The following is a 21,498-nucleotide window of genomic DNA, read 5'->3' as shown; positions in this document are numbered from 1 at the left end:
GAATATGGAATATTCCCGCTGATATCAGGACGTCATAAAGTCATACACACTACACCATAAAATATAATAAAATGAATACAAAATCAGGGAACCAGTTTAGTATAGTTTTATGCTTAATAATGATTCAGAGTCGATTCCAGATATGCACATTGCGGACAAAGAAGAGCAAGATCCCAGTCTTCTCTCCGACTCGGCAGATGACGGTATTCCCCAGGGTTCTCCGACAGCAACAGGCTTTTCACCAGATGCATTTATGGCTGGGCTGGACGATCTTTATTCCCTGCACCCTGGTCCTCAGAAGGTGGAACAGTACCTGACATCGGCACTTGAGCAGACTGTAGAAACCGGCGATGAGGCAGGGCAATTGACTGTAATCAATGAGCTCATGGGATTTTACAGATCGCAGAGCCGACACAGTGAGAATGTCAAACTGGCACAGGCCTCGCTGGATCTTGCCCTGCATTTAGGACTGGAAGGAAGTCCCCAGTGGGTGTCGGTCCTGATCAATGCTGCCACCGCCATGCGGGCAGCCCAGCAGTATGATCAAGCTCTGGAATTATACAAGCAGGCACTTTCTGCTGCTGACCAGGCCCCGCAGACGGATTCCCGAACCATTGCTGCTCTGCATAATAATTTATCGATGCTGTATTCGCAAACTGGTAATTTTACTCAAGCTTACCAAGAACTATACCAAGCGCTGACTATTATGACCAAGGTCAGCCCTGACCCTCAAAACGACATTGACATTGCCACAACAAAAACGAACCTTGCCCTGGTCCTCCTGCAGATTGCCAGTTCTAAGCAGAAAGAATCCGAGCGGAAAGTCTCATCACGCTCATCACGTCCATCACGTTCGTCACGTCCATCGCACTCACTACATGAGACTGCTGCATCTTTACGTGCACAGGCTGTAAGTTATGCGCAGCAGGCGCTGAATATTTATCACCATGATCCTGGCAAACATCTGACAGACAGCGCCCACTATGCCTCGGCTTTGGCTGGTTATGCCCAGGCAGCCTTCTTTGCCGGACAGTTTGAGGAGTCCCGACTTTATTACAGAAAGGCACTGGAACATATCAGGAAAACGTATGGAGCCGATAATGATTATTACCGGACAACACTTGCCAATTCCCGTGCTGTGCAGGAGATTGCAGATTCGCAGGATAAGGCTCCCTTAAAAATCAAAGGTCTGGACCTGGCCCGGCAATTCTGGCAGGAATATGGCGAACCCCTCATCTATCGAAAATATCCTGAATATAGGGGAAGAATCGCAGCCGGACTGGTTGGACACGGATCCGAATGCTATGGTTTCGATGATGACTTGTCACACGATCACGATTTTGGCCCGCGTTTCTGCCTATGGGCTACAAAGGAAGACTATCAAAAAATTGGTCACGATCTGCAAGCAGACTATGACGCCCTTCCTCAGGAGTTTCTTGGCTTTCAAACCCGAAGCTCTACTCCCCGTTCCCAGGGTAGGGGCAGAAGGTCAGGTGTCTTTAAAATCGGCGACTTTTTCGAGTCCATTACTGGTTTATCCCAAGCTCCAGGCCAGGATGAGCCTCTGCTCTGGCTGAACCTGCAGGAGTCAACCCTGGCAGCAGCCACAAATGGGCAAATCTTTGCCGATCCCCTCGGTGCCTTTTCTTCCCGTCGTCAGGGATTCAAAAACATGCCTGATGATGTTCGATTTTCTCTGATTTCACGTCGCCTGGGCATGATCAGCCAGGCTGGTCAGTATAATTATTCTCGCATGATTGCGCGGAAAGATCAGCCTGCAGCACGACTCTGCCTATCTGAATTTGCTAATGCTACCAGCTCCCTGATTTTCCTCATCAATAATCCCCTGATTGTGGGTTATGCACCTTACTACAAATGGCGTTTCGCAGCTTTACGGAACATCAGCAGACGGCCGTCAACCCGGCTGTCTGAAATCTGTGAGCAGCTGGAAAACCTTCTTCTCCTTGATGTTTCACAGGATAATAATCAGATCACCAGCCTGATTACCACTATCTGCCGGGAGATTGTTGAGGAACTCCAGCAGGAAGGTTTGACTTCCAGCAGTGAGGATTTTTTGGAATGGCATCGCCCCTATGTGGAAAGCCACATTTCTGAGAAAAATTCTTTTCTTAGAAGTCTGTAGTTTCAGCAGTTTCTGGGTGGAAATAATGATGCCGACAGACGGGAATATATGATTCATTGCCCCCAATCTGAATCTGCTCTCCTTCATAGACCGGCTTCCCATCAGCCACCCTCAAAACCATAGTTGCCTTGTGGCTGCAATATTGACAAATAGTTTTAATCTCCTCAATTTTGTCAGCCAGAAGAAGCAGGTGGTAGGAGCCTTCAAAAAGTTTGTTCTGGAAATCATTTTTCAGGCCAAAGCACATGACCGGGATTGCCAGATCATCAACTACCGCAGCCAAATCATAAACATTTTTCTTTGATAAAAACTGACACTCATCAACCAAAACACAATAAGGCCGGGGGGATAGGCCTCTGACATAGTCCACCAGATCCATCTGGGGACTGATAGGCACCGCTTCACGGTTAAGACCGATTCTGGAAGAAATATGACCATAGCCTGACCGCGTGTCGAGCATAGAAGTCATGAGGGCAATTGGCTTGCCCTGTTCCTCATAATTATGCGCAACTTTTAAGATTTCTATGCTTTTCCCCGAATTCATTGTGCCGTAACGGTAGTAAAGCTGTGCCATGGTCACCTTTCTCATACATCACCATATTGTCACCACACTTACCATACTCATCTCCCGGTAGCAAGAACCATTTTCAACACGGCATAGTCCCGGAACGTGTTTTATCTCACGAACCTTCGTCTTGATTCGATGCCCCGGTGCCGATACCATAAATAACGTTGTCTCATACGAAAGAAAATGATTATGTATTTAGCACTCAATATTGCTGGAATATTTATTTTCGTGCTTCTTGGCTGGCTTTTCTCCCATGATAAGAAACACGTTGCCTGGGGATCAATTGGAATCATGATTGTTCTCAACATTGTCATCGCCTGGTTCCTGACCTCCTTCTCCTGGGGACGGGCCATAGTCCGGGGAGCTGCTACTGGCTTTAATCAGCTGGTCACCGCAGCGTTCAAGGGTATTAATTTCGCCTTTGCTAACTGGGTTGGACCCACTGGAGTCAACCCTGCCCCGGTTAACTTTGTAGCTTCTGCCCTCCTGCCAATTCTGCTAGTTGTGCCTATGTTCGATATTCTGACCTATGTTGGATTCCTTCCCTGGCTGATCAAATGGGTTGGTCGTGGTCTGAGCTTTATTACCCGTCAGCCTAAGTTTGAAACATTCTTCTCAGTTGAAATGATGTTTTTAGGCAATACCGAAGCCTTGGCTGTATCTAAGCTGCAGCTTCAAAGAATGAAACCGGCCAGAAACCTGACTCTAGCTATGATGTCTATGAGCTGCGTCACCGCATCCATTATCGCTTCCTATACCCAGCTGGTTCCAGGCGAATATGTGCTGACCGCTGTTCCTCTTAACTGCATCAACGCCCTGATCGTGGCCAACCTCCTCTACCCTGTGCAGGTCAGCAAGGAAGAAGATACCATCGCCACACTGGCAGACGCCACAGAAGCTGCACCTGACACCAATGAGACTGTTCCTGCTTCTGCTTCTGCACAGACCACCGCGGCTGTAGCAGAGACCCCAGCCCCTGCTCCCGCCGCAGCCACTGCCATTCCTGCTCCAACCTTTGCCGACCGTCTCCGGGCAATTCTCCCCTGGACAAAGAAAACTGATCAGGCTGCTGCTGATGGATCTGTTGCAGAAGACTCCTCTACCAAGGTTGCCAAGCCAGCCAAACAGAAGAAAGAACCTTTCTTCTCCTTCCTGGGTGATTCCATTCTCGGTGCCGGTAAGCTAATCCTCATTATCACGGCCAATGTCATCGCCTTTGTTGCCCTGGCTGCCCTGATCAATAAACTGCTTGGCCTGATTAATCCCCAGCTGACTCTGGAACACATCCTTGGCGTCTTCCTTTACATCCCATCCCTCCTCCTGGGGCTGGATCCGGCAACTGCCTGGAACATGGCAGGTTACATGGGAATGAAGCTGGTTACTAATGAATTCGTGGTCATGAGCGAAGTCACCAAGACCATCGCCCACTTTGCCCCGCATTACAAGGCCGTTCTAACTGTTTTCCTGACCTCCTTTGCTAACTTCAGCACCATCGGCATGGTGACCGGCTGCTTCAAAGGTCTGGTAGACAAGGAAAAGAATGATCTAATCTCCAAAAATGTGGGCCGCATGCTCCTGTCCGGAATTCTTGTTTCACTCCTGTCCGCCGGCATGGTGGGTCTTTTCGTCTGGTAAGACCTGTACTGTCGTTCCCATCTCAATAAGTAAATAAATAAAATAAGCAAACAAAATAAATACACAAAGCCCCGCAAAAAATGCGGGGCTTTATTCTATGCTTTATCAGTTGTCTCAATACCTATTCAGTTCAGTTTAGTCAATTCAGTTTAGTCAGTTCAGTTCTGGTATCGTTTCTCCTGCAGACGCTCAAACTCAGACTTGCTCAGGGTCCCCACCTCAACCATGGCAGCTTCAATAGTGTCCAGAACCTGATTGCGATCATCCATATTGTTCGCAAAATCATAGTGATTCCCGTCAATCGTCACCATAGCCGAGGCAGAATACCGGTCCTTCCAGTCCGAATAGTAAGAGAGCAGGGTCTTGTAGTAGTTCAGTAAGGAGGGATCTGACTCAACCTGCTCATACTCACGGCCGCGAATCTTAATCCTGGACAACATCGTTTCCAGATTGACATCCAGGAAAATCATCAAATCGGGTGACTTCTTTTTGGCAGCATAAGGGAGCTCCTCAAGCATATTATCGAGAAGTGCTTTATAGATTTTCCACTCTTCCTGAGTGGCATGGCCCTGATCAGTATTCATCTTCATAAAAATCGAGTCCTCGTAGATGGACCGATCCAGAATATTGTTATCTTCCTGCATAGCCTGCTTGATCATGGCAAAGCGGCGATTGAGGAAGAAAACCTGTAGGAGGAAGGCATAAGGGTTAGTCTCAGCCTTTCCCTCTTCCACTAGCTGATTTCCCTTGTAAAACAGGGGAAGAACGGGGTTATCTTCGACGGGTTCAAAATAGGCCTTGGTCCCCAGCTCATCAGATAAAATCTGAGTTAAAGTACTTTTTCCAGCGGAGATTACTCCTGCACACGTCAACAAAATGCGACTCACCTCTTATTTTTCAGTTGTCTGACCCTGGTCCGCCAAAAACATCAAGAACATCTAGGGAAGATGCCACCGGGGATCCACCAAGTCTTGTAGGTAACGAAGTAAGCCTATCAGGCTATTCGGTCCAGGTCGACTAGTGTGGTCAATCTCTCATTTTGGCTTGTCGCTGTCATGACCGCCATGATTGCCCATGCCTTTATTTCCATACTGATTGCCATGATTGCAGCCGGAGCCAAGCATGCGACAGGAGGGCTAAAATATAAGCATGGTCCCAACACATGAATCAGCAAATTCCCCAGATAAGCAGACAGAGGGGAACTCCCAGGAGCAGGCCTCGCCGGTGAAGCTGACCGATCAGGAATTCCTGTCACAAGCAGAAGCCGTGGTAGCTTTGGAATGGAAGCAATTTCAGAAGGTCACCAATGAAGGCGGCCGAGCCCTCTGCCAAGGAAATTGGCCTGTTTTTCATCAGATGCGGCTGAGTCAATTTCTTACATGGACTGCTCCTCTCCTGATCAGCTATCTGCAGGATCTGGAAGAAGCTGAACAAGAGGGAAGAAATTTGCTGACAGAAAAATATGCCCGGATGATGGAATCGACAGACGGTGATTATTACAGGCAGCATCTGGAAGCTTTCATGCCTGCTTTGTCAGACAAGCGGCACAGCCAGCAGGAAAGAATTATTTCACGCCAGGTTGCCTGGGCCAAAGATTTCGTCAGCCGCTACCCCCACCTGGGCTCTCACATGAGAGTCATTACTACCTCAGAAGACACAATAAATAAAACCAGCCTGGAAACATATCTGAGAGGAGAATTAGGGACTTACTCTCAAAGAACCCTGGACCTGTATGACAGCTTTATTGCCGGTCAGGAACAAAAAGGACTGAACGAAACAGAACAAACCATTGGGTGGACAGTACGGATGGCAGGTTTCACTAATCTGACCGCAGCAGAAAAATCTCAAGAAGATTCCATTCAAAAAGAATCCATCCAGGAAGAATAATACTGTATTTTTATACCGCATACTCCACTTTTCCCGCCAAAACTTCAAGGAGTAAGGTCAAAATCTGAGATAAAAATACAGAATAATCTTTTTTAATCGATACCATAAGGACCAGGCAAGCGCTAGTCACCCACTGTGCAGATATCCACTGTATGTGAGACAGCTGCATGGGAGACAGGCGAAGCCGGACACAATGCAATGAAAGGAACATCATGACTGTGACTAATCCCTATCTGAAGCGGGTGTATGACCAGGTGGAAAAGCGGGATGGAGACCAGAAGGAATTTCTCCAGGCCGTCCGCGAGGTTTTTGAGACTCTGGAACCAGCGGTGGAAGCTCACCCCGAGTATGAGGCAAACGGAGTGGTTGAGCGACTGGTTGAGCCCGAACGCGTGATTAAGTTCCGGGTTGCTTGGGTTGATGATCAGGGCGCAATACAAGTGAACCGCGGGTACCGGGTTCAGTTCAACAGTGCCATCGGCCCCTATAAGGGCGGTCTTCGCTTCCATCCCACCGTTACCGAGTCAGTGGTCAAATTCCTGGGCTTTGAACAGATCCTCAAGAACGCCCTGACCACCCTGCCCATGGGCGGAGCTAAGGGAGGATCTGATTTTGATCCCCGGGGACGGTCAGACGGAGAAGTCATGCGTTTCTGCCAGGCTTTCATGACTGAACTGAATAGGCATATTGGTCAATTCACTGACGTTCCTGCTGGAGATATCAACGTTGGCGCCCGTGAAATCGGCTACCTCTTTGGGCAGTACAAGAGGATTCGTAATGAATACAGCGGAACCCTGACAGGAAAAGGTCTGGAATTTGGCGGTTCGCTGATTCGGACCGAAGCCACCGGCTACGGGCTCTGTTATTACACCAGCGACGCGCTGAAAGCCCTGCGCAACGATTCCTTCCAGGGTAAAACTGTGGTTATATCCGGTTCAGGAAATGTAGCTATTTTTGCAACAGAAAAAGCAACACAGCTGGGAGCAACCGTAGTAACTGCTTCTGATTCCAATGGCTACATTTATGATCCAGCTGGAATCAACCTGCATGTAGTGAAAGATATTAAGCTGAATAAGCGCGGCCGGATTAAGGAATATGCCGATCGGGTGCCTGGCAGTGAATACCACGAAGGCAGCGCCGGGGTTTGGAATGTTAAATGCGACATTGCCCTGCCCTGCGCTACGCAGAACGAAATTGACGGAGAATCTGCCCAGAAACTGGTTGACAATGGCTGCACTGTGGTCTGCGAAGGTGCTAACATGCCTTCCACCCCTGAAGCTATTGCAGTTTACCAGGCACATAACGTTCTTTACGGCCCTGCCAAGGCTGCCAATGCCGGAGGCGTGGCTGTTTCCGGTCTGGAGATGAGCCAGAATTCCCTGCGCCTGGCCTGGACTGCCGAAGAGGTAGATGAGCGGCTCAAGGGGATCATGAATTCCATTGTGACCGAAAGTCTGGCTGCGGCCAAGGAATATGGTCTTGAAGGCAACCTGATGGCTGGCGCAAATATTGCCGGTTTCGTCAAGGTAGCTAATGCTATGGTCGCCCAGGGAGTGCTCTAATTTAAAGCTTTTTATGGCCTCTTTACGGCTTTTATAGCCTCCGGTAGATTCGCTCCTGGCCTTCAACCCTATCCAGGATAAAGGGGTTCCAGGGGTCGCGATGGACCTGATCGGTCTGTACATCTCCGGCTTGGTAAGGTATAGCGTCGTTGAATATTTTCTCATATTCGGCGACGCTTACTTTATGCCTTCTATGCAAAAGAGTCTGCGTATGGCTCCTATGCAAAGCGTGACTATATCCATCCTGGAGAATACCGGAAAAGAACTCTCCTACTGCTCCGGATCCATAGGAGAAGAGCCCTAGACGGTCGCCAGAAGACAGACTGCTGTCATGATCCAATAGCGACAGCAGACTCAGATACAAGGACCCTGTATAAATATTCCCAATTTGTCGTGAATAGAGGGTGGATGCCTGGTAACGTTTTTCCAGAGTTTCTTTCAGGAAATGGCCGTGTGCATGAACAGAAATATCACTATCGGCAGAAGCACCAGTCTTATTATTATTATTATCCGCGCTCTTGCTATCTGAAATATCGCTGTCTGAAATATTATTATCTGATATATCGCTATCGAGAACCCCTCGGAATGCCTTCATTCCCATCTTTGTATAGGGAAGATGAAAACAGATGGCTGCAAAGTCCTTGACAGAGCGGCCGGTTTCATTTTTATACTGTTTCCAGACACGATGAAAGAAATTAATATACTCTTCTGTAGAATATTTTCCGCGTGCCAGAGCCATATCCGTATAGACCGGCCGCCAAAAATCGCCGATACTGCGGGAATAGGCTGTCGACTGCGGTTCCAGAGCCAGTATGCGGGGATTTTCAGAGATTACCATCGCAACAGCCCCAGCGCCCTGAGTCACCTCCCCAGGAGTATTCAGACCATACCGGGCAATGTCAGAAGCAATGACCAAGGCCTTTTTACCAGGATGTGTGTGTACATAATCAACAGCAGTCATCAGACCAGCTGTGCCCCCGTAGCATGCTTCCTTAATTTCTATGCTCCGGCACCAGGGACTGAGACCAATAAGATCATGGATAAATAAAGCCGATGCCTTGCTGGCATCAACCCCTGACTCGGTGCCTACAACCAGGAGACCAATATTTGTGTGACCAGTATCTGAAGCACCAGCAGAATCCGCAAAATATAAAGCTTTCAGTCCAGCTGCAGCCCCCATAGTTACAATATCCTGATTGGATGGAGCGACAGCCTGCTGGTCCTGGCCGATCCCAATCGTATATTTATTCGGATCCACTCCCCTAGCCTGTGCCAGCTCGGTCAGATCCAAATAAAAACCAGGTGTATACAGAGCCAAAGAATCAATTCCAACCGGAGGAAAATCAGCAAAACTCTGCTGAGCAGGCAGGGGGACAGACGATGGGGGGAAATTCTCTTCAGAAGATTTATTCTGTAACATGGTTCACTCTCCTTTTCTGCCTTTTTCGCTGTTTCTGTTGTTTTCGCCTTTTTCGCTTTTTTTGCCTGTTTTGCCTGTTTCGCCTGTTTCAGTATTTTTTCTTGCCCGTACTGATTCAAGAATCTGCTTAGCCCTCTCCAGGCTCTTATCGCCATCTTGCAAACGGTTGCTCACCAGGCTGATTTCAGCGCCTTGTGCGCCTGCAGCCATGGCCAAAGACCGGGCGTGAAGAGCCATATGCCCCTGCTGAATTCCCGGCCCGGCCAAAGCTCGCAAAGCAGCGAGATTCTGGACCAGTCCTAAGGCGGCCAGCAGACATTGGAATTGCCCCACTGATTTTGCCCCAGAAACGCGTTTCGCCAGGGCTGCCATGGGCAGAGAATCAGTAGCACCTCCCACAGTCCCCAAACTCAGGGGCATATGTAGGCGCCCCTCCAAGTTTCCTTTCTCGTTCACGGTCCATTCGCTCAAAGGCCGGTAAACTCCTTCCCTGGCAGCATAAGAATGGGCGGCAGATTCCAAAGCCCGGGTATCATTGCCGGTTGCTAAAGCTGAAGCCGTAATCCCATTCATAATGCCCTTGTTGTGAGTTACAGCCCGGTCATAATCGCAGAAAGCCAGATTGGACAGCTTCTCAATCCGTCTGGCAAGAGAAGGCCCATCCAAATCCTTTGTTTTCAAGGTTTTAGGATTAATTTCCAGACTCGCTTTCACTGTCTGCGATTCGTCCACTCGGTTGGTCAGAATTGCCACCAGAGCCTTCCTACCAACCCACGAGCCAGACGCAGACGCCACCGCTTCGCAGATAGTGTTGACTATGTTGGCCCCCATGGCATCGCCGGTATTAATATGCAAAGCCAACTTTACAAAATACTTTCCCCCCAACTGAGATTTCCCTTGAATCTGCTCATAAGGCTGTGCCTGCTCTCGGGGCCAGGTCTGAACTCGCTCCCGGACCTGTACCTGCCCTCGGGGCTGAGCCTGTCTTAAACACTCAATCTGCCACTCGACCAACCCGCCTCCATAAGAGAGAATTGACGGATGGGCCTGATCAGCAATAGCCTTAATCTTGTCCTGATTCAAGCGAAGAATCTGAGCAATTCGATCAGCATCCTGATCTGAATCTGCGCCGAAAACAATCTCACCCGTTACCAGGCGACGCTTCGGGGCAGACGCCACAACAAACCCATTAAGCCTGGCGATTCTGGCTCCGTTGTTGGCTGCTGCTATCACGGATGGTTCCTCTGTCGCCATCAGAACCTGATAATTTCTGCCATTAACCGCTAGATTGCGAACTATTCCCATGGGAAGAGCAAACTGTCCAATTTGGTTCTCAATCAGATTGTTGGCAATGTCATCATCAAGGCCTCGAAAGGTAAGAAGGGCAGAAGCATCCTCAGGGCTGAGAAGATCATCCCCAACCAAAGTCTTTATGCGATCCTCAGGCGAAAGTTGATAGAACTTCACCTCTGCTCTCCCTCATCCTTCTGATCAGACATGCGTATCTGAAGAGCGACTCCGATTCCTCCCCCTACGCACAGGGCGGCAACGCCCGTCTTCTTGCCTGTATCGCGCAAAGCATAAAGAAGAGTCACCAGAATCCGTGCCCCGGAAGCCCCCAGTGGATGCCCCAGCGCCAGTGCTCCCCCATGAATATTTAATTTATTTTCTGGAATTTCCAGCTGGTTCATGACGGCAACGCTCTGAGCAGCAAAAGCCTCATTAATCTCAAAGAGATCGATGCTCTCAATGGTCGAACCCGTTCTCTTCAGCATTTTCTCAATGACTCTTTTAGGCGCATACCCCATAAAATCAGGGTTGATGCCACCTTCAGCATATCCTTGAATTTCTGCCAAATAAGGAATATGTCTCTTCTCAACCAAATCTTTGCGCATAAGAATCAAAGCCGCTGCCCCATCGTTGATTCCGCTGGCATTTCCTGCAGTCACCGTACCTAAAACCTGGGTGCTGTCCAGGGACTGCTCGGTTTTGTCCACAGGCTGTCCGTCCTTCTCCAAAGAACTCTGGCTCTTTGCCGTATAAAGTCTTCCTTCCTTTTCTGAATGGATAAAAACGGTCCGCAGACGGCCAAGCTTTTCCATGTTCGTATCTGGCCGAGGGCTATCATCCTCATCAACAAGAATATCGCCCTTGCGAGTATGAATAACAACCGGAGTCATCTCTTTGTCAAAGGCGCCAGAGCGCTGAGCAGCAACTGCCCTCCTGTGGGAAGAAAGTGCAAATTCATCCTGCTGATGACGAGTAATCCCAAAAGTTCGAGCCACATTTTCCGCAGTCATCCCCATAGGCTGTCCGGTAAAGGCATCAGAAAGACCATCCCGAAAAATACCGTCAACAAACTCTGCATTCCCATATTTATTACCAAAACGCATATGGGGTGCATAATACGGCGCGTTGCTCATACTCTCCGTGCCGCCAACCAGAACAATGTCAGCATCCCCCAGCAGAATCGCTGCTTGCCCTAAGCGAACAGCCTTAAGACCTGAACCGCAGACTTCGTTTACTGTCATCGCACTGCTAGAAGTGTCCATTCCGGATTTGAGAGCAATTTGACGTGCTACGTTTTGCCCGTTATTAGCCTGCAGAACATTGCCAAAAATCGATTGATCAATCTCAACTGGGTCAAGGCCGGACCGCTTAATGGCAGCCTTAGCTGCGATCGTTCCCAGTTCTACTGCCGATACCGATTTAAGGGATCCGCCAAGAGTCCCAATAGGCGTGCGGACAGCACTTACAATTACAACGTCAGTCATACTTTTCACCTAAAGGCATACCATCCGGCAGAGGCCCAGACTATGGAAATATCAACTTTACCGCCTCAACCTTATACTATTGCGCTTATTTCTCTCTTTTAGCACAATAGTTTTACGAGCACAGTTCCAACAAACACTCACAGCGGTTCCAACGAGCAGTCACGGCAGTTACAGCGAGCACTCACAACGGTTACGACGAATCGTTCGGCAAGTTCCCCACTGGTAATTATCCGATTGAAAACACCATACCAATTACACTAATCCAATTGCACAAATCCAATTACTTTAATCCAATTACACAAATTATGGGAGAAAATTATGAATGAACCAAGAATTTACTGCAAACATATTGAGAGACAAACTGGAAAATATCGAAAAAAGACTCGTTTTTCACCCTTTCAATGGAAAGTATACTCACATACCCCTCACCCAACTGCACAAGTGGAAAACAAGAATGGCTATTTTCCACGGTTTTTATTTTTCCGCTGTGCAGTTGGGTGAGGGGTACTTTTTTATCCTTTCTAAAATCACCTTTTTTCCATACCATTATCTGGAAAATACACTGTTAATAATAAGAATATTATGTTCTTATCTTCTGCCGGCACCCAGAAAGCCATCATTTAAATAACGATTCGAATATTCGCTTAAACCGTCGTTTAGATATTCGTTTAACAGGTGTTTTAACAGATGTTTAAGCGAATATCTAAATATCTAAAACGTCATGCAGGCGAGCGCCTAACCGTTTCAAGACTTAAGACGCACCACCGATGACAGAAATGGGCATAGACATGGCTGGTATAAAATTATGACAGGTATAAACAAAATCAATCAATAAAAACTTATTAATAAAAGTCAATCAATACCTAGATACCCTGGAATGAAAGGCATTTCTCATGGAAGAGTCTGGCATGAAAAACGATGAAATCACAGAGATGAGTAAAAGCGCGAAATTCTTCACCTGCTGGGGACCAACTGATGCCCTGTCTGCCGCCTACCACGATCATCGCTGGTGCAGGCCACTGCACAACGATCAGGAACTATTCGCCATGCTGATTTTGGAGGGCCAGCAGGCAGGTCTGTCATGGTCCCTCATTCTCAGGCGAGAGAAGGATCTTCGTCAGGCATATGATAATTTTAATCCGGTTTTAGTAGCGGCGTATACCGATGCACGACTGGAAGAGTTGCATAATAATTCAGCAATTATTCGCAACAAACTAAAAATCCGATCAGCCCGCAATAACGCCCGGCATTTCTTGGAAATTCAAGAAAAGTTCGGAAGTTTCGATTCCTATATTTGGTCCTTCACCCAGGGCGAAGTAGTAGATCATCATTTGGGCGAGACCGACCCTATGCCAACCGAAAACAGCCTATCTCAGCAGATCAGCAGAGATTTGAAAAAGAGAGGATTCACCTTCGTGGGACCTATCATCATATATTCCTATCTGCAAGGGATTGGCTTAATCAATGATCATCGGGAAAATTGCCCTTCCCGTTTGAGCCAAATTTGAAATTACGAATTTGACTTACGAATTTGGATTAAGAACGATAGGCGGCTGCCTTCACCGGGCAGAAACTCGGCTACGAGCAAGACTCATGAACAAGATTCGGACTATACTGGAAGGGTATGATTGGATGGGTACGGTACCGGTATAAACAATCTGAATAATTCAACGATGAATGGAGCACCAATGGATATCACTGAAAAATATACCGCAGATGATAACCGCTATGACGGCCGCATGCCATATTCGCGCTGCGGAAAGAGTGGCTTGAAAATGCCGCAAATTTCACTGGGTTTGTGGCATAACTTTGGCGATATTTCAAATTTTGCAACGATGAGGGCTATGTGCCGGACAGCTTTTGACGCTGGTATCACACAGTTTGATATCGCCAACAACTACGGACCCGATTATGGGGCAGCTGAGACGAACTTCGGCCGCATTCTCACGTTGGATCTGATGCCTTACCGCGATGAACTGCTCATCACCACCAAGGCAGGATTTGATATGTGGCCCGGCCCCTATGGAGACTTTGGTTCCCGCAAATACCTGCTGGCCAGCTTGGATCAATCTTTGAAAAGACTCGGCTTGGATTATGTAGATATCTTTTACAGTCATCGTATGGATCCTGATACTCCTCTGGAAGAAACCATGGGGGCCCTGACTCAGGCGGTCAGGTCTGGCAAGGCTCTGTATGCTGGAATTTCAAATTATGATGCAGCAACGACTCTGAAGGCTGCCGCGATTTTGCGAGACTCCCATACACCTTTTGTGATTAACCAGGTTCGATATAATATTTTTGACCGTCACATTGAGAAGGATTCATCGATAAAAGTTCCTTCCGGCACAGGTTCTTCAGGCGGATTGAAAGCTGCTGCCAAAGAAGCGGGAATTGGCCTAATCATTTACTCCCCCTTAGCTCAGGGCCTGCTGACCAGCCGATATTTAGACGGAATTCCGTCTGACAGTCGGGTTGGTCATGACCCGCGTTTTCTCCATCCGGGAGATGTGCGTCAGAGGCATGATCAGATCTTGGCTCTGAATTCCATCGCCGCCCGTCGAGGACAGAGTTTAGCTCAAATGGCGTTGTCCTGGATCCTGCGGGATGGGGTGGATGGCCCAATCAGCAGCGTTCTGATTGGTGCTTCAAAGCCTTCTCAGATTCTAGACTGCGCCAAGGCAGTGCTCAATACTACATTCAGCGATGAGGAGCTTGCAGCTATAGACAAGATTGCGCCGGCTCATTAGCCCGATCCAGCTATCTGATCAAGTTACCCAATCCAGCTATCTGATCCAGGGCTTAACAACCTTTTTCCACGATTTAACTGTCACCAGGCTTCGCGGAAGGGGCTGAGAGAGGGATGTATACTCGTGAATCACCCCGTCAGTCAGACCAGCAGTAATAATTCCCTTCTTAGTCAGGTATTTCTGCGCACTTTTTGTACTTTCCCCGTAGGGATAGGCAAAGTAACGGGCGGTTATTCCCAGACGCTGAGTCAAAATCTTTTGCGATTCCTGATAATCAGCAGCGAAACGCTCCGTACCCTGCTGTGAAGTCAAAACAGGCTTGTTCTTAACCATAAAATGCATATTATTAGTATGCAGGCCTACAGTTACCAGAGGACTGTCCACCATTCGCCGAATCTGAGACCAGGTAGCCAGGCTGGTGCCCTTATCATAGCTGCCCGTCTGGCTGGTAATGACGAAAACAGTAAAGGGGTAGTTTAAACGCTTCAAAATGGGAAAAGCATTGGCATAGACCGTACTATCCACATCGTCAAAGGTGATCACCGCATACTGCCGGGCAATAGGTTTGCCTGATGCGACCATAGCGACGGCTTTATCCAAGCTGATGATCTCGACCTTGTGCTTTTTCAAATATGCCAGATGGGAGCGGAAGACAGTCGTCGTTATTGCATAATCATGCAGCTGCCTATTATTGGATAGGCTCTGAGCAATGGTGGTAGCCAGGGACGGCTTCAGAATCCGGTGATAACACAGGATCATGATTCCGTTTGTTTTCTTTTCTGATTGTGGCAGGGTGCTGCCCGCCAGTTCTTTATTGATGGCTTGTTCCGCATGTACCCGGCGAATTGAACTGGCTGTAGCAACAATCAGACTGCAGATAATCAGAAGGATAAAGATCCTATGCCAGGTTTTTTCTGCCTGTTTTTTCCTTTTGAGAGCCTTCTCAGACTTATCGCTGTTCATGGCTGTTCTCCTTGTCTGCGTCTGCTGCCTGCTTACTGTTAGTGCGCTTATCACGCCTGATACCCAGATAAATAAGGCGGACAATTCCCAAAGCAAAAATCACAAGTGAAGAAATTCCTATCACTCTCAAAGTTGTTAGAAGAGTAGGAATATCACAATTAAAGACGACATAAAAATTGACCAGACTCTCCTCCTGCTTGCCTGCCAGGAAAAATACCATGAGAACAATAAGCAGAATCTGCAAAAGAGCAGAGATGACTGTAAGGACTACTCCCCACCAGGATGGACGCCGATTCATGCTGCCAACCCCCTGTCTGAGTCTCCCCAGGCCGCATAGGTAATGTGATCAAAAGCGTGATAAAAAGCAACCAGGGTAACAACAATGGTATAAAGCCAGTACACATAAAAATACACAGGAACCAACAAAAGGCTGAGAAGAGGAATGTGCACCAGAGGATCATCATGATTGACAACCTTAGCCATCAAGTAGAAGAGGAGGGTGACAGCAAAGTAGACGATAATAATGTCGAGCCTAAGTTCCAGGTTGCGGGCAAAAATATACTCAGCAATCTGCCTGAAAAAGGAGTAGGAAACCATAATAATCCACAGATAGCTCAGCAGGGCATCCAGACCAATCAGATGGGCACCCATAGTCAGGTTTTTCATGTAGGTAAAGCGCTTGCGGGTTACCTCCACTCCCCCTCGTGCCCAGCGGATTCTCTGTTTAATAAAGCCGCTGATAGTTTCAGGAACATAGATTCTGCACAGGGCTCCCGGCTCGTAGCCACAGGTGTAGCCAGCTTTATAAAACTTCCAGGTAACGTCAATATCTTCGGTCATAGCCGAGGTGTCCCAGCCGTTAACGTCAAGCAGAGCCTGGCGACGGAACATGGTGAGTACTCCGCTGACTGTGAGAATGTGATTGGTAAAAAAGTATTGAGACCGCTTGATGAAGTCAATATTCATCAGGTATTCCAACCACTGCAGCCAGGTGATAATTTTTCCTTTGTTCAGCACTGATGGACGTCCAGTGACCGCAGCACAGTCAGGATGATGCTGAAGAAAGGTAACCAGCCGGCTGATGGCCTGATGGTGGAAAACTGCATCGGCATCCACGCAGAGAATGTAATCTGACTGGCTTGACCGCAGGGCAGTATTAAGCTCCTTAGCCTTACCCAGATTGCGCTGAGAAGCAATGACGATAATATTGTTGTATTCATCCTTAAGCTGGTTCATAATACCCAGAGTTCCGTCTGTGCTCTGATCGTCAATGAGGACCAGCTGATAATTGGGGTAGGTGGATTTTTCCAGGGAATCAACAGCATCTTTGAGGACTGGTTCTTCGTTGTAGCAGGACATGAGCACATCTACCCTGGGATATTCCTCAGCGGCTGCCTTCTGCTCCAAACCGTAAGTTTGTACCAGCCTGCCCTGTATGTTCCTGCTCTTTTGGTGCATCCTAAGCTGTCTGGTAACATCGTGGAAAATCGCACCGATTATCCAAATAAGGGACATAATAATCGGATAATAAACTTCAAAGGCGCCTAACAGGATACAGCCCTCCCCTATTTATAAGCTGTGTATATTCTTAATTTCAAACCCGAGTTATAGGATAACTGCACCCCTAGTCATAAGAAATATCGCGGGGAGCATATTTAGGTTTTTTACCATTTGTGAACAAAATGGTAATTTATAACAGCATAAATACTCTTTTAAATTTCTGTATTTATGCAAAAATAGTGTATATTGTACAACTCAAAAAACCCTACAACTCACTGTTCTTTTTAACCTTCCAAGGTTCCTTTTTCAAGGTTCCTTTCCGAGATTCCTTTCCGAGATTCCTCCCATCTGTCTGAAAGAAAATTATAATAAAAATGAGAATTATTGAGGTATTGTTATGAAAAAATTTTGGACATCGCTGACCACTATCTTTCACCAAGCTCCACTGGGAACGAAGATTATGATGATTGTAGCTGATATAGGCTTGATCATGGCTCTTCTTCCCACAACGACATTGTTGGGCCTTGTCCTGTCTTTCTTTGCCGTTGCCTGGTCAATTATCTCCCTAATCCGGCGCAAAAAGCATAAAACAGATACCTCACGAGCAGCAGCGATAGCCCTGATTATTAGCTTGATCGGCGCTGGAATCGGATATACCCGTACCACAGCCGCAGCCAATCCCGGCTCAGATAGTACTTCTTCTTATAGTGCAGATGACGAAGATTCTTCACCCAGCCCCTCTGATTCTGAGGATACGTCAGATTCTGAAAATGATTCCAATAATGATTCTGATTCTGATAATAATTCTGATTCCAACGACGACTCGGATTCGAATGATGATCCGGACTCCGACACCTCCTCAGCCTCCTCATCACCAGAAAAAGTGAGCGACGGAGCTTCATCGGGAACCCTGGCAACCGTTGTCCTAGCTGCTCTGGCAGTCAAGGGACGGGCTCCCAAAACCGGATATTCCAGAGCCAAATTCAGCAAAGGCTGGGAAGACGTTGATTATAATGGCTGCGACACCAGGAACGATATTCTGGATCGTGATTTGATCGACAAAACCTATAAGGACGGTACCCACGACTGCGTAGTTCTGACTGGAATTCTGCATGATCCTTATACAGGCCAGACTATCCACTTCCGCCGGGGACAGAAAACCAGCAGACAAGTCCAGATTGATCATGTGGTAGCCCTGTCTGATGCCTGGCAGACGGGGGCTCAGCAGATTGACGCAGATCTGCGCAAACAGCTAGCCAACGATCCCTTCAACTTACTGGCAGTCCAGGGAGCAGCCAACGAACAGAAGTCCGATGGGGATGCTGCCACCTGGCTGCCGGCCAATAAAAGCTATCGTTGCAGCTATGTTGCCCGTCAGATCGGCGTGAAGCATAAATATAATTTGTGGGTAACTGCAGCAGAAAAGAATGCTATGAGTGCGGTCCTGTCTTCCTGCCCCAGCCAGACTATCCCCGCCGACAGCGGCCTGACCGACTTCGTTCCCTACAGCCAAAAGAGCAGCAAGAACACTTCTCCCTCTTCTTCTCCTCCGTCGGCATCTAGTAAAGCAAGGACAACTACTGCCCCCAAGCTCCCTCCGGCTCCTCGGCCTACCCCAAAGCCTGCTCAGCCTACCAGGCCAACCCAGCGGTATACTCCTCAGCCTCGTCGCACCTATACTCCCTCAAAGCCAACTCCGCGCCGCACATACATTCCGCCCAGGCGAACCTATACCCCGCCTCGAAGCTCCGGATCCGGTTCAAACGTCTACTATCCCAACTGCGCTGCCGTTAGAGCCGCTGGGAAAGCTCCTCTATACAGGGGCCAGCCCGGCTACAGCGCCAAGCTGGATCGTGATCACGACGGTGTCGCCTGCGAATAGACAGCCTTTGTCCAGGCAGAAGAACCGTTTAGATAAGTCTGCCTGGACAAAATCTCTAATATCTAACACAAGATCCTCAAAATCCTGATTCCAGGATTCCTGGGATCAGTCTTCCTTTACAAGATAGTCAGCATAGCGCTGGGCTGCTTTGTCTAACTCTTCCTGAGAAATATTCAGTGTACCGGAGACAACAAAAAGCGGCAAAAACTTTAATCCCACATAATACGCGGCAGTCTCAAGCGGCTTGAGCAGCTCTTCGTTTGTCGCATGAAAACGCCCTTCCCTGGTGTAGTCCTCCGCTTTTGCTCCCTGGGTGAAAGCCAGGGCCATCTCTTTACCAACCAGGGCCTTGCCGGTGGAACCATACGCCCAGCCATGCACCAGAACTTTGTCTAGCCATTCCTTCAGCAATGCCGGCGTACTGTACCAATACATGGGGAATTGAAGAACAATGCGATCGGTGTCTTCCAGTATTTCTTGTTCCGCCTTTGCATCGATGCGAAAATCAGGATAGAGACTATACTCATCTCTGACCTCGATTCCCTTCTCCTGAGCCTTTTTTGCCAGGACGCGATTGACTATTGATCCAGAGTGAATATCAGGATGGAAGAGAAAGATACGGGTTGTCATCCAGCTGATTCCTTTCGTGCAGAGTGCTTTTTCAATAAAACTTTCAATAAGGCTGGCATCTATTCTACAACAGAACAGAGCTTTCAGCCATTAGCCACTGTCATTCAACTGCGCTGATGTGTTGGATGAAGAATTTCTTTTATTTATTCTTCAGTAATCGTACCCTTTAAGCGCCAGAACTGGCCCGACGACATAGTGGTTATATTGGTATAGCTAACATGAGAAGAAAAATCATCAACATTCACAACCGTATTGCTACTTTCTTTCTCTTCCCAGGTAATCATTACCAAACTATCTCTCAGCTGAGTAATCTCAACAGTACAGTGATTGACTGTACCGGGAGCGAAGAAGCTGTCTTCCACCACCGTGACATCAAGATTCGTATCATCAACAAATGTTAAGCGGTAACGAGCACCTTCTCCAAAGTCATAGAGTAATGACTTGCCGGGCAAGCTATTCTCATGTAACTGATGTAACTGATCAGGTAGTGTATTGCTCAGTCTGACCATTGTCAAGACCTGTTCAGCGTGTTGCCCATAATCGTGTCGCCCATAAGATGGCGTGATAGGAAGGATTTGCCCGCAGGGCAGATGCCCGGCTTTATAATCATCAGCGCTTGGTTCAAACCTTCAAAACAGGAATCGTATATGCTAAATCAGTCAGTGGCTCTTTATTCATTAATTTACATAAAACTTCGACAGTCAGGCGAGATAATTTATCGAATTGCTGACCAATAGTAGGCATAGAAGGGTATACAGCCTCAGACAGAAAAGTACCATCATACCCAAAAATAAAGAGATCCTCAGGAACGCGAATACCTCTAAGCAATGCACTTCTCTGTATAGCGACGGCAACTGAGTCCCCGGAAAAAACTCCATCGAAATTAAAATCTGAGTCTAATATCTCATTCGCTGTTTTAATATATGTTGAAAATTCAAATTGATTGGGAGCGAGCTCTTTGGTAACGACATCTATGCCATGAATGCGCAGTTCTTTGGCGAATACCTCATGCCTTAAGCTGGAAGGAGTCTTGACTTTGGAAGATGCCGAAATCTGAAGAACTCTATGCACTCCTTTTTGAATAAAAGCCTGTGAGGCTATAAGCCCGCCCTGTATATGGTCCGATGAGACTACAGGAATAGTCGGTGCTAAGTAACGGTCAAGTGCAACGATTGGAGCATTAATACGTGAATAATTAATATCTACTGAATGAGATCCAATAATTATTCCATCCACTTTATTGGAAATCAGCATATCTATGTAATTTTTCTCTTTATCAGAAGAATGCAGTGTGTTGCACAGAATCATTCTATATCCACGGCGGTCAAGCTCATCCTCAATGAACGATGTTACCGTAGAAAAGAAGGGATGCGCAATGTCTGGGACAACCAACCCTACTAAATTTGTTCTCTGCGAGTGCAGGCTGCGAGCTAATTGATTAGGCTTGTAATTCAATACATCAATAGCGTTATCAATTGCCTTGGCGGTTTTATCAGAAATATACCCACGGTTATTTAAATACCGGGAGACAGTATTCTTAGAGACTCCTGCAACCCGGGCAACGTCACTCAGAGTAGTCATAAACTTCACCCCTACACCTATTGAGATATCACAATAGCTTGCAAACTCACACTGTGTGTTACTGCTTCGTTAGTCTAAATTATGTAAAGGACTGTTTATGCTCGGAGTGGATAATAATAATAGTCCGCACCTTATGTATTTTTCTCCGAGGAACTCAAAAAGGAACGTTGCCCATTATCCTTTTGCCGCACTAAACTCGCACATGA

19 protein-coding genes are annotated in these 21,498 nt (G+C 47.5%); 8 read left to right on the top strand and 11 right to left on the bottom strand.

Going from position 1 to position 21,498, the window contains the following annotated elements; genetic code table 11:
• Window positions 1–109 precede the first annotated feature (109 nt).
• Window positions 110–2,143 carry a DUF4037 domain-containing protein gene (locus SCIP_RS01970; RefSeq protein WP_006292839.1) on the top strand — a complete coding sequence of 678 codons (2,034 nt, stop codon included), beginning with the start codon at window positions 110–112 and terminating at the stop codon, window positions 2,141–2,143.
• Here the strand turns inward: SCIP_RS01970 and SCIP_RS01965 are convergent.
• Complete coding sequence (locus SCIP_RS01965) at window positions 2,130–2,717, bottom strand: thymidine kinase (protein WP_040590946.1); 588 nt, start codon at window positions 2,715–2,717, stop codon at window positions 2,130–2,132. The two genes, SCIP_RS01970 and SCIP_RS01965, sit on opposite strands and share 14 nt — an antisense overlap.
• Window positions 2,718–2,894: 177 nt before the next feature.
• On the opposite strand from SCIP_RS01965, the gene SCIP_RS01960 reads away from it, so the two are divergent.
• Window positions 2,895–4,346, top strand: coding sequence for a NupC/NupG family nucleoside CNT transporter (locus SCIP_RS01960; RefSeq protein ID WP_006292837.1), 1,452 nt, complete (start codon window positions 2,895–2,897; stop codon window positions 4,344–4,346).
• A 158-nt stretch (window positions 4,347–4,504) separates the two neighbouring features.
• Here the strand turns inward: SCIP_RS01960 and SCIP_RS01955 are convergent, their stop codons facing one another.
• Window positions 4,505–5,233, bottom strand: a complete 729-nt coding sequence (locus SCIP_RS01955) for a deoxynucleoside kinase (RefSeq protein WP_006292836.1) — start codon at window positions 5,231–5,233, stop codon at window positions 4,505–4,507.
• A 135-nt stretch (window positions 5,234–5,368) separates the two neighbouring features.
• Between SCIP_RS01955 and SCIP_RS08030 the strand changes: the two genes are divergently transcribed.
• The 3 genes from SCIP_RS08030 (at window position 5,369) to gdhA (ending at window position 7,795) form a co-directional block, all read left to right on the top strand.
• Window positions 5,369–5,512 carry a hypothetical protein gene (locus tag SCIP_RS08030; protein ID WP_006292835.1) on the top strand — a complete coding sequence of 48 codons (144 nt, stop codon included), beginning with the start codon at window positions 5,369–5,371 and terminating at the stop codon, window positions 5,510–5,512.
• Window positions 5,496–6,233 (top strand): DUF4125 family protein, encoded by a 738-nt coding sequence (locus tag SCIP_RS01950; protein WP_006292834.1) that lies wholly within the window; start codon window positions 5,496–5,498, stop codon window positions 6,231–6,233. The genes SCIP_RS08030 and SCIP_RS01950 overlap by 17 nt, the downstream gene beginning before the upstream one ends.
• 212 nt (window positions 6,234–6,445) lie before the next feature.
• Complete coding sequence (gene gdhA / locus SCIP_RS01945) at window positions 6,446–7,795, top strand: NADP-specific glutamate dehydrogenase (protein ID WP_006292833.1); 1,350 nt, start codon at window positions 6,446–6,448, stop codon at window positions 7,793–7,795.
• Between the two features lie 31 nt (window positions 7,796–7,826).
• On the opposite strand, the gene SCIP_RS01940 is transcribed toward gdhA, so the two are convergent.
• From SCIP_RS01940 to SCIP_RS01930, 3 genes are read right to left on the bottom strand one after another with little or no spacing between them, the layout of a single operon-like run.
• Window positions 7,827–9,215: a hydroxymethylglutaryl-CoA synthase family protein gene (locus tag SCIP_RS01940; RefSeq protein WP_006292832.1), complete on the bottom strand. Its 1,389-nt coding sequence runs from the start codon at window positions 9,213–9,215 to the stop codon at window positions 7,827–7,829.
• A gap of 3 nt (window positions 9,216–9,218) precedes the next feature.
• Window positions 9,219–10,682, bottom strand: coding sequence for a hydroxymethylglutaryl-CoA reductase (locus tag SCIP_RS01935; RefSeq protein ID WP_040590487.1), 1,464 nt, complete (start codon window positions 10,680–10,682; stop codon window positions 9,219–9,221).
• Window positions 10,679–11,989, bottom strand: coding sequence for a thiolase family protein (locus tag SCIP_RS01930; protein ID WP_040590485.1), 1,311 nt, complete (start codon window positions 11,987–11,989; stop codon window positions 10,679–10,681). Before SCIP_RS01930 ends, SCIP_RS01935 begins: the two co-directional genes overlap by 4 nt.
• A gap of 908 nt (window positions 11,990–12,897) precedes the next feature.
• Between SCIP_RS01930 and SCIP_RS01920 the strand changes: the two genes are divergently transcribed.
• Together SCIP_RS01920 and SCIP_RS01915 are read left to right on the top strand one after the other, a co-directional pair.
• Window positions 12,898–13,497, top strand: a complete 600-nt coding sequence (locus SCIP_RS01920) for a DNA-3-methyladenine glycosylase I (protein WP_196792687.1) — start codon at window positions 12,898–12,900, stop codon at window positions 13,495–13,497.
• 180 nt (window positions 13,498–13,677) lie between these two features.
• Window positions 13,678–14,736, top strand: coding sequence for an aldo/keto reductase (locus SCIP_RS01915; RefSeq protein WP_006292830.1), 1,059 nt, complete (start codon window positions 13,678–13,680; stop codon window positions 14,734–14,736).
• 36 nt (window positions 14,737–14,772) lie between these two features.
• On the opposite strand, the gene SCIP_RS01910 is transcribed toward SCIP_RS01915, so the two are convergent.
• Genes SCIP_RS01910 through SCIP_RS01900 form a run of 3 tightly spaced genes read right to left on the bottom strand, consistent with a single transcriptional unit; the run spans window position 14,773 to window position 17,106 of the window.
• Window positions 14,773–15,699: a polysaccharide deacetylase family protein gene (locus SCIP_RS01910; protein WP_115672865.1), complete on the bottom strand. Its 927-nt coding sequence runs from the start codon at window positions 15,697–15,699 to the stop codon at window positions 14,773–14,775.
• Window positions 15,686–15,997 carry a hypothetical protein gene (locus SCIP_RS01905; protein WP_006292828.1) on the bottom strand — a complete coding sequence of 104 codons (312 nt, stop codon included), beginning with the start codon at window positions 15,995–15,997 and terminating at the stop codon, window positions 15,686–15,688. The genes SCIP_RS01910 and SCIP_RS01905 overlap by 14 nt, the downstream gene beginning before the upstream one ends.
• The gene (locus SCIP_RS01900; RefSeq protein ID WP_231287959.1) at window positions 15,994–17,106 is read right to left on the bottom strand and encodes a glycosyltransferase; all 1,113 of its coding nucleotides are present in this window, start codon (window positions 17,104–17,106) and stop codon (window positions 15,994–15,996) included. The genes SCIP_RS01905 and SCIP_RS01900 overlap by 4 nt, the downstream gene beginning before the upstream one ends.
• A gap of 976 nt (window positions 17,107–18,082) precedes the next feature.
• Between SCIP_RS01900 and SCIP_RS08285 the strand changes: the two genes are divergently transcribed.
• A complete protein-coding gene (locus SCIP_RS08285; RefSeq protein ID WP_006292826.1) occupies window positions 18,083–19,081 on the top strand; it encodes a GmrSD restriction endonuclease domain-containing protein in 999 nt (332 codons plus the stop codon).
• 105 nt (window positions 19,082–19,186) lie between these two features.
• Here SCIP_RS08285 and SCIP_RS01890 read toward each other — a convergent pair whose 3' ends face one another.
• The 3 genes from SCIP_RS01890 to SCIP_RS01880 form a co-directional block, all read right to left on the bottom strand.
• On the bottom strand, window positions 19,187–19,711 hold the full coding sequence (locus SCIP_RS01890) for an NAD(P)H-dependent oxidoreductase (protein WP_006292825.1): 525 nt from the start codon (window positions 19,709–19,711) through the stop codon (window positions 19,187–19,189).
• A gap of 143 nt (window positions 19,712–19,854) precedes the next feature.
• Window positions 19,855–20,163: a MoaF-related domain-containing protein gene (locus tag SCIP_RS01885; protein WP_144427346.1), complete on the bottom strand. Its 309-nt coding sequence runs from the start codon at window positions 20,161–20,163 to the stop codon at window positions 19,855–19,857.
• Window positions 20,164–20,332: 169 nt separating this feature from the next.
• Entirely contained in the window at window positions 20,333–21,292 is a 960-nt protein-coding gene (locus SCIP_RS01880) for a LacI family DNA-binding transcriptional regulator (protein ID WP_040590479.1), read from the bottom strand.
• Window positions 21,293–21,498: the final 206 nt, after the last annotated feature.

The organism is Scardovia inopinata JCM 12537, from assembly GCF_001042695.1.
GTDB classification, from domain to species: domain Bacteria; phylum Actinomycetota; class Actinomycetes; order Actinomycetales; family Bifidobacteriaceae; genus Scardovia; species Scardovia inopinata.
Note: the sequence above shows the minus strand (reverse complement) of the source record. Positions and strands in the feature narration are given on the sequence as shown.

Bases quoted from the DNA above. Each gene is read 5' to 3' on its own strand.
- SCIP_RS01970 (WP_006292839.1), top strand. From the start codon at position 110: ATGCTTAATAATGATTCAGAGTCGATTCCAGATATGCACATTGCGGAC.
- SCIP_RS01965 (WP_040590946.1), bottom strand. From the start codon at position 2,717: ATGGCACAGCTTTACTACCGTTACGGCACAATGAATTCGGGGAAAAGC.
- SCIP_RS01960 (WP_006292837.1), top strand. From the start codon at position 2,895: ATGATTATGTATTTAGCACTCAATATTGCTGGAATATTTATTTTCGTG.
- SCIP_RS01950 (WP_006292834.1), top strand. From the start codon at position 5,496: ATGGTCCCAACACATGAATCAGCAAATTCCCCAGATAAGCAGACAGAG.
- gdhA (WP_006292833.1), top strand. From the start codon at position 6,446: ATGACTGTGACTAATCCCTATCTGAAGCGGGTGTATGACCAGGTGGAA.
- SCIP_RS01940 (WP_006292832.1), bottom strand. From the start codon at position 9,215: ATGTTACAGAATAAATCTTCTGAAGAGAATTTCCCCCCATCGTCTGTC.
- SCIP_RS01930 (WP_040590485.1), bottom strand. From the start codon at position 11,989: ATGACTGACGTTGTAATTGTAAGTGCTGTCCGCACGCCTATTGGGACT.
- SCIP_RS01920 (WP_196792687.1), top strand. From the start codon at position 12,898: ATGAAAAACGATGAAATCACAGAGATGAGTAAAAGCGCGAAATTCTTC.
- SCIP_RS01915 (WP_006292830.1), top strand. From the start codon at position 13,678: ATGGATATCACTGAAAAATATACCGCAGATGATAACCGCTATGACGGC.
- SCIP_RS01910 (WP_115672865.1), bottom strand. From the start codon at position 15,699: ATGAACAGCGATAAGTCTGAGAAGGCTCTCAAAAGGAAAAAACAGGCA.
- SCIP_RS01905 (WP_006292828.1), bottom strand. From the start codon at position 15,997: ATGAATCGGCGTCCATCCTGGTGGGGAGTAGTCCTTACAGTCATCTCT.
- SCIP_RS01890 (WP_006292825.1), bottom strand. From the start codon at position 19,711: ATGACAACCCGTATCTTTCTCTTCCATCCTGATATTCACTCTGGATCA.
- SCIP_RS01880 (WP_040590479.1), bottom strand. From the start codon at position 21,292: ATGACTACTCTGAGTGACGTTGCCCGGGTTGCAGGAGTCTCTAAGAAT.